Raw genomic sequence first — 7,972 nt, 5'->3', positions numbered from 1 at the left:
CATCACTACATTCTATAAAATCAGAAACATCTGTATTTAATACTGGATTAGGAAGTACCGTGAGTTGTACATGAATTCCTAGACCCACACAATCGTTGGCCGTATCACCATCTACACGAACATAAATTCCTTGAACACCATTAACATCAGTAAAGGCTAAATTATTAGCATAATTTGAGATATCAGCAATCGCATTGACCTCTGTTAATGCTTCTTGTAATGTTTCATAATACGTCACCGTGAGTAATTGTCCGGGAGGGAACAAAGCCAAGATCTGAGGGGTGGCTGTTGTAAAATCAAATACAGCAACTCCATCACCATCAGTATCACACTCTTCAAACGGCACTAAAAAATCAGGAGGGATTTGAGAGGTATCTACCTCTAGTAACAACTGTGCAGGACGTGAACATCCGTTTACGGTGGTGACAAGAACATCTAGCGTTTCATTATTGATTACACTGTTGGTATATGCAATAGGATCTGCAATAGGATTGCCGAGAGAATCAAAATATTGGAATGTTTCGTTAGCAGCATCGGAAGAGATCAATGACTCTGCCTCTGTTAAATTAAACACTGAGAAACCATCGGTATCATCATCACACTGAGTTAATAAGGGGGCTGGATCGATAATCACTGGCAAAGGCGCTACTTCCAAAACAATGGGAATGGCAGTAAAACAATCAGCAAAGGCATCATTTTCTAGTCGTGCAAAAATGGTTTGTCCACCGGGATCTGTATTGGTAAAACTAAGTGGAAGCGGGTTTTGATCTAAAAGCGCATCATTCGCATCGATATGATATGTGAGTGTGAAGGCTGTAGGATCTTGTGCTCCTAAAATAGTTCCATTTAAGGAAGCTAAATTAAAAACAGTAAACCCATTAGTATCACTACCATCAGATGCATTATCACACACAATAAAAGGACCTGGGTCTAAAGGTATTGGTCTTGCTTGAACTGTAAGGGTAAATGATGTTGTGGTAAAGCAATCTGTGAGTAAATTGTTTTCGACTCTTACAAAAATGATGTCATCCTCAGAGTTGTAAGCATTGGTGCCTGTGAGGGCTGCAGTATTCATATCTGCGTCTACTTGAGACAGATGAAAAGTAACAGAGAAACTAGCAGGATCTAGTCCATTCAATATGGTGGGAATTAGACTATCTAAGTTGAAAATTTCAAATCCATCATTAGAAGTGTCATCACATAAAATTTGTGGTGGGGGTGCTATGGCAATAGGTAATACCCTTACAACTAAATTGATAGGAGTGGTGTCAAAACAAACATCACTTAGATTGTTTTCTACTCTAGCAAAAATAGTGGTTGTTCCAGAAGAAAATGCCCCAGGGGTCATGATAGGAGCATCTCCATTTGTTGCATCTGCAGGTGTTGTATGAAATGTAACGGTGTACGATAATGGACTTTGTGTCCCAAGGATAGTTGCTTCAAGGGCTGTGAGGTCAAAGATGGATAGTCCATCATTGGTAGGGTCATCACATACAATCTGATCAGGAACTGGATTTGCAACAGCAGTGTCATTTACAAAAACAGTAAAACTTATCTCTGCGGTACAATTATCTGGATCTGCTTCATTTTGATCAAATACAAATAGAGTTGTTGTCGTGGTAATTGGAATGGTCCAATCAACAACACTTGCTGTAGGGTTAAACTGTGGAGCATCATAGTACTCAGGGTTATTTAGAAAAGTACCAGAAATAGTACTAGGATCTGGTAAAGTAAACGTTTCACAAGCATCAACATTAGGAATTAGATCTAAGACAGGTGTATCTACAATCGTAACTGTGATATTTACGTCTATAGGATCACAATCCCCGACAGCGACATAGTTATAGATAAGAGATGGATTAGAAATGGGATCTGTAAGTGGGTCAAAAATATCTGTACCACTGTCAAGAGGGGGAGTCCATGTACCTCCAGTGGGAGGGTTTCCGTCAAAACGATCTAATAAGTTAATCAAACCAGCATCTGTACAAACATCTGTATCTGTATCTTGTGGAGTCACAGCAAACCCTGAGTAATACCCTCCAAAACCTGCAGAACCTCCTAGTCCTAGAGCAACATTTCTGTTGTCACTACCAAAAAGGCCAACAGCTATAGGGCCATCTGCTATGATAGAAGCATTACCCATTTGATCTGCTAGAAAATAGGTTTCCCAATCAGGTGTTCCTGGATTTTGTAACGCACTTGCAGCTGGAATTACGGTACCATTTACAGACACGGTATTTCCTACTCTTGATGTAATTAAGAGATTCCCCACATAATCTTCAATACTACCAGGGTAGATTTCATCTACAGAGGGAATAAGGTCTACACTATTTTGAAAGAAACAACTTAATGGAGGAATAAAGTTCATTCCTGGAGTAGCGTCAGGAACATCGGGAGGCGTTATGGTTTGATTATTTGCACCAGATCTCCCTGCTAAAAATTGATATACATAAATGCTCTTTGTATCGTCATTGGTGCTGATAAACATATTTCTATGCACTGCATTTGGATCTGCGGGTAAATAAAGGTTATCATCATTAAGAATAAAATATTCCCCTGTATTTAAGGTGACTCCAATGGGATTTCCATTGACAAATATCTCGGTATTATCTTGATTGGCAATGATAAGGGGTCTTTCAGAGACAGGGTTTCCACCTCCTCGTATCAGCATGTATTCAAATCCTGTGGCACTTTCATCTACGATTTGATCGATCATATGGTCTGACCAATTTGCAGCGTTTGTATCAGGATTAGGCATGGTGCCTCGTAGGTTACCACTATTCACAACAATAGGTTTGTCCGCTGTTAAAAGCGCTCCAATAAATCCCTCATTATTATCAGGATCACCACTATATCCAGAGACTACAAATGTTTCCCCTGCATTAAGGGTTTGGTTAGGCGTAAGTCCATTTTGAAATACCATATTAGCCGCATCATAATCAGAAAATGTGATGGCGGTATTATCTTCTGTTGCCATAATAGAGGCAAAAAAATTATGAGCGCCATTACTAGGGTTGATAGGCGCGCTTCCTAACCTGAAACTTTGTCCTAAGGCATCTTCTCCTTTGGCGGTAAGGTAGCCAGCGTGATTAAAACTATAGGTACGTAAACTCACATAAAATAATTGCGTAGATTCTAAGATAAGACCTTTGCCAACGATAGGGGTGTTAAGTTCTGTCGCTTGGGCAATTACAGGAGAGTTCCCTGCCGCTCCAGGATTGTATAACGCTGGATTTCCCTGTGAGATGGTCAGTGTTGTAAGAATCGTACCATCTCCTCTTGATATTGTTACATTAATAGGTGTAGGAAATGGCGTAGATAGATATACAGTTGCTGTTGTGATATCTGAGCCTGGACGCGCATGTAATGGCGGAATATAATGTGTAGAGCCTAATTGAGCAATGCTTGGGATAATATATAGAAAGGAAAAAAGTAAAAAAGCGATGTACTTTAGTTTCATAAGTGTGAGATTGATTCGATGGTGTGATATGTTAACTTCTAAAAATAGGCAATATATTTTAAGATAACTTTATAGAATCATTACTTTAACAATAGTTAGTCAGTGTACCTATGGTAATTGAGTAGATAGATGCTATTTTTGATCATTTTGTATACGCTTTCGCGAAAGCGTATATTTACATAAAACAAGATATATGACAAGTAAAATAACCTATTTAGGAGATCTCAGAACAGAAAATGTACATCTTAAATCGGGGAGTAGTTTTATAACAGATGCACCCACAGATAACCAAGGAAAAGGGGAGGCGTTTTCTCCTACAGATACGGTTGCGACGGGTCTGGCAAATTGTATGCTCACCATGATGGGAATCAAAGCAAACCAACTAAATATTTCTATAAAAGGAGCGGTGGCGCATGTGACCAAAACGATGAGTGCGGATCCTAGACGAATATCAAAGATTAAAGTAGTATTTGATTTCCCAGAGACCTTGGATACAAAGACTCAAAAAATATTAGAACATACCGCCAATACGTGTCCCGTTCATTATAGTTTGCACCCAGATATTGAGAAAGAAGTCACGTTTAATTGGTAAAAAGTGGTAGAAATAGCTCAAATAAGGACATAAAAAAAGTCCTATTCACATAGAATAGGACTTTTAAAAAGAGTTAATTGTTATTATAAATTCGGCTTGAGCCTTATTTTACTTTATTTACGATTGCTGCAAAAGCTTCTGGGTGGTTCATAGCAAGGTCTGCAAGCACCTTACGGTTAAGCTCGATATCATTTGCTTTTACTTTCCCCATAAACTGAGAATAAGACATCCCGTGCATACGGGCACCCGCATTAATACGAGTAATCCATAAGGAACGGAAATTTCTTTTCTTTTGACGACGGTCTCTGTATGCATATTGCATCGCTTTGTCCACCGCATTTTTTGCAACGGTCCAGACGTTTTTACGACGTCCGAAATAACCTTTTGCTTGCTTCATCACCTTTTTTCTTCGGGCTCTAGAAGCTACTGAGTTTACTGATCTTGGCATAATTTTACTTTTTTTGTAGTAGGCGGTCTTTTGGACACTTGCTCAATTTAATGGCCTAACTCCAGGGTTTATAATTTAATGTAACCGGTTAAGGCAATTACTTCAAACGAAGCATTAACTTAACATTGTTTTCATCTGCTTCATGAACTAATCCGTCATGAGTCAGCTTAAGCTTACGTTTTTTAGATTTTTTTGTCAGGATATGACTCTTAAAAGCGTGCTTTCTTTTGATCTTACCTGTACCTGTAAGCTTAAAACGCTTTTTAGCACTGGATTTTGTTTTCATTTTAGGCATCTGTTCCTAGTTTTATTAATTAACTCTCTTTTTTTGTATGCCTCTTTTACCAGGCATTTTATCGTTAATAAACCCTTGAATTTAAAAATTCAAGGGCTTATTGTAGGGCACCTATTTATGTAGGTATATCTTTTATTTTTTCTTGGGTGCGATAAACATGGTCATGCGCTTCCCTTCTAGACGTGGCAGTTGCTCTACTTTTCCTAACTCTTCTAATTCTTGAGCTAATTTTAGTAAAAGAATCTCTCCTTTGTCTTTGTATATGATGGAGCGTCCTTTAAAGAAAACATAGGCTTTTAGCTTTGCGCCTTCTTTTAAAAACTTCTCTGCGTGTTTCTTTTTAAACTCATAGTCATGATCATCTGTATTGGGACCAAAACGTATTTCTTTAATAATCACTTTAGAGGCTTTCGCCTTCATGACTTTTTCACGCTTCTTTTGCTCATATACATACTTTTTGTAGTCAATGATCTTACAAACAGGAGGTGAGGCATTTGGAGATATCTCCACAAGATCCAACTCTTGCTCTTCGGCTATGCTTAATGCTTTTGCTATAGGATATACTCCTATTTCAACATTGTCTCCTACAAGTCGTACCTCACGGGCACGTATTTTTTGGTTGATCTTGTGTTGATCTTCTTTAATAATTCTTGCGGGACCTTTCGATCTTTTTCTACGTATTGCTATGGCTTATTATATTTAAATTAAACTTCAAATGTTTTTATAGTCTCTTTTATTTCGGTTTGTACCGCTTTCGCGAAAGCGTCTATGGTCATATTCCCCATATCTTCACCACCGTGGCGTCTTACAGATATTGTATTGTCTTTTTCTTCCTGCTCTCCTATGATAATCATAAAAGGGATTTTTTGCATTTCTGCTTCCCTAATTTTCTTACCCATAGTCTCTCCTCTATAATCTACAAGGGCGCGAATTTCGTGATTTTCTAGCAAATTTAAAACTTTTTTAGCGTATTTCTCATATTTCTCACTCAGTGTAAGAATAATAGCTTGCTCTGGAACAAGCCATAAAGGAAAGTTTCCGCCAGTGTGTTCTAGTAAAATAGCAATAAAGCGCTCCATACTTCCAAAAGGAGCACGGTGTATCATAACAGGTCTATGTAGCTCATTGTCACTTCCTTTGTAGGTGAGTTCGAACCGCTCAGGGAGGTTGTAATCTACTTGTATAGTTCCTAATTGCCAGCTTCTTCCTAGAGCATCTTTTACCATAAAGTCAAGCTTTGGTCCGTAAAAAGCAGCTTCGCCAGTTTCAATAACATAATTTAAACCTTTCTCTTTTGCGGCATTTAAGATGGCATTTTCTGCTTTTTCCCAATTTTCATCGCTACCAATATACTTTTCTGGCTTTTCAGGATCTCGTAAAGAGACTTGAGCTGTAAAGTCTGCAAATCCTAAAGATCCAAAAACATACAATACAAGATCAATCACATTTTTGAATTCAAAGTCTATCTGATCAGGTGTGCAGAAAATATGAGCGTCATCTTGGGTAAATCCTCTTACACGAGTCAAGCCATGAAGTTCTCCAGATTGCTCATAACGATAGACTGTACCAAACTCTGCATATCGTTTTGGAAGCTCTTTGTAACTCCAAGGACGTGCATTATACATCTCACAATGGTGAGGGCAGTTCATAGGTTTGAGTAAGAACTCTTCGCCTTCGGCTGGGGTATTAATAGGCTGAAAACTATCTTCTCCGTATTTTGCAAAATGACCTGAAGTAATGTAAAGCTCTTTCTGTGCTATATGAGGAGAAACCACCATTTCGTAACCTGCTTTCTTTTGAGCATCTTTTAGAAAGTTTTCAAGTCTTTCGCGCAAAGCGGCACCTTTAGGCAACCATAATGGAAGTCCCTGGCCTACTTTTTTTGAAAATGTAAATAGCTCTAGTTCTTTTCCTAATTTTCTATGATCTCTTTTTTTAGCCTCTTCAAGAAGTTCTAAATATTCTTTAAGGTCTTTTTGTTTTGGGAAAGAGGTTCCATATACTCTAGTAAGTTGAGGCTTGTTTTCGTCACCCCTCCAGTAAGCACCAGCAACACTCATGATTTTAACTGCTTTGATGATACCTGTGTTCGGAATATGTCCTCCTCTACATAAATCTGTAAAAGTGTCGTGATCACAAAAAGTAATCGTTCCGTCTTCTAGGTTTTCAATAAGCTCTACTTTGTATTCGTTTCCTTCTGCTTTATATTTAGCTAATGCCTCGTCTTTGGTGACTGATCTCATTTTAAAATCATGTTTACCGCGGGCAATTTCGAGCATTTTATCCTCTATGCGTTTAAAATCTTTGTCGGAAATAACATGATCTCCTGTGTCTACATCATAATAAAACCCATTTTCAATAGCAGGCCCTATAGTTAACTTTACACCAGGATAGAGTTCTAATAACGCTTGAGCAAGCACGTGCGAAGAAGAATGTCTAAAAGCTTCCTTTCCTTCGTCGTCATTCCATGTGTATAAAACGATAGATCCGTCAGTAGTTAATGGGGTAGAGGTTTCAACAGTTTCCTTGTTGAATTTTGCAGAAATTACATTTCTAGCAAGCCCTTCACTTATACTTCTAGCAACATCCATAGGAGTTGCTCCATTTTCCATTTGTTTTACACTGCCATCCGGCAAGCTTATGTTGATCATAATCGTCTTATAAATTATTAGACAAAGATACTGTTACTTTAATCGTTTTACAATATGTAATATTCGGAATTACTGCTAATGAATTATCTAATTTTCAAAATACCGAATGTTTGTATAAAACATGTAGTGGGGATCATTTTATTTTTGAAAGTTTAGTATTAATTTCATCTGTCATTTTACTAGATGTTTTTAATTCAGGAACTCATCTTTAGTATGTCAATGTAAGGTTGTACAGTCCTCTCTTTTTATTGCCCTATTAATAAGGAGTAGTTGTATGCTAGTTTTGTAGTATACTCCTCTATTTTCCAATCCTTTAAAATTATTTCAAAAAATCTTTTCATTTTTAGTTTTTGATTGTGAAATACGTGTTATCTTTGCTGTCCGCTTTTTGGTAAGCGTGTTCTTTTAGATAGTGTTTGGTTTGTTTTTAGGTAGGGATAAAAAAATAAAAATATTTATTTTTTTTGTTTGTTTAGAAGTAAAATTAAATTGTACATTTGCACCCGCTTTGAGAGGGAGTATATGG

The 7,972-nt window shown here is 37.6% G+C and carries 6 protein-coding genes; 1 reads left to right on the top strand and 5 read right to left on the bottom strand.

The features are described from left to right. Positions 1 to 3,460: IgGFc-binding protein (locus tag ACFO3O_RS22320; protein ID WP_379983038.1), on the bottom strand; the 3,460-nt coding region annotated here is incomplete at its 3' end. Positions 3,461 to 3,653: 193 nt separating this feature from the next. Between ACFO3O_RS22320 and ACFO3O_RS22315 the strand changes: the two genes are divergently transcribed. Next, a complete protein-coding gene (locus tag ACFO3O_RS22315) occupies positions 3,654 to 4,052 on the top strand; it encodes an OsmC family protein (protein WP_379983037.1) in 399 nt (132 codons plus the stop codon). Positions 4,053 to 4,155: 103 nt separating this feature from the next. On the opposite strand, the gene rplT is transcribed toward ACFO3O_RS22315, so the two are convergent. The 4 genes from rplT to thrS form a co-directional block, all read right to left on the bottom strand. Beyond that, positions 4,156 to 4,500, bottom strand: coding sequence for a 50S ribosomal protein L20 (gene rplT / locus ACFO3O_RS22310; RefSeq protein ID WP_379983036.1), 345 nt, complete (start codon positions 4,498 to 4,500; stop codon positions 4,156 to 4,158). A 97-nt stretch (positions 4,501 to 4,597) separates the two neighbouring features. Beyond that, positions 4,598 to 4,795, bottom strand: a complete 198-nt coding sequence (gene rpmI, locus ACFO3O_RS22305) for a 50S ribosomal protein L35 (RefSeq protein ID WP_379983035.1) — start codon at positions 4,793 to 4,795, stop codon at positions 4,598 to 4,600. Positions 4,796 to 4,927: 132 nt separating this feature from the next. Continuing rightward, positions 4,928 to 5,440 carry a translation initiation factor IF-3 gene (gene infC / locus ACFO3O_RS22300; protein WP_379983039.1) on the bottom strand — a complete coding sequence of 171 codons (513 nt, stop codon included), beginning with the start codon at positions 5,438 to 5,440 and terminating at the stop codon, positions 4,928 to 4,930. A gap of 59 nt (positions 5,441 to 5,499) precedes the next feature. After that, positions 5,500 to 7,446, bottom strand: coding sequence for a threonine--tRNA ligase (thrS, locus tag ACFO3O_RS22295; protein ID WP_379983034.1), 1,947 nt, complete (start codon positions 7,444 to 7,446; stop codon positions 5,500 to 5,502). Positions 7,447 to 7,972: the final 526 nt, after the last annotated feature.

The sequence above is a fragment of the Dokdonia ponticola genome (assembly GCF_042653865.1).
In the GTDB taxonomy this organism is placed as follows: Bacteria; Bacteroidota; Bacteroidia; order Flavobacteriales; family Flavobacteriaceae; genus Dokdonia; species Dokdonia ponticola.
The sequence above is the reverse complement of the archived record's forward strand: the minus strand, read 5'-3'. Positions and strand labels throughout refer to the sequence as shown.

What these genes read in the sequence shown, in the direction of transcription:
- ACFO3O_RS22315 (WP_379983037.1), top strand. Translation starts at nt 3,654, where the DNA reads ATGACAAGTAAAATAACCTATTTAGGAGATCTCAGAACAGAAAATGTA.
- rplT (WP_379983036.1), bottom strand. Translation starts at nt 4,500, where the DNA reads ATGCCAAGATCAGTAAACTCAGTAGCTTCTAGAGCCCGAAGAAAAAAG.
- rpmI (WP_379983035.1), bottom strand. Translation starts at nt 4,795, where the DNA reads ATGCCTAAAATGAAAACAAAATCCAGTGCTAAAAAGCGTTTTAAGCTT.
- thrS (WP_379983034.1), bottom strand. Translation starts at nt 7,446, where the DNA reads ATGATCAACATAAGCTTGCCGGATGGCAGTGTAAAACAAATGGAAAAT.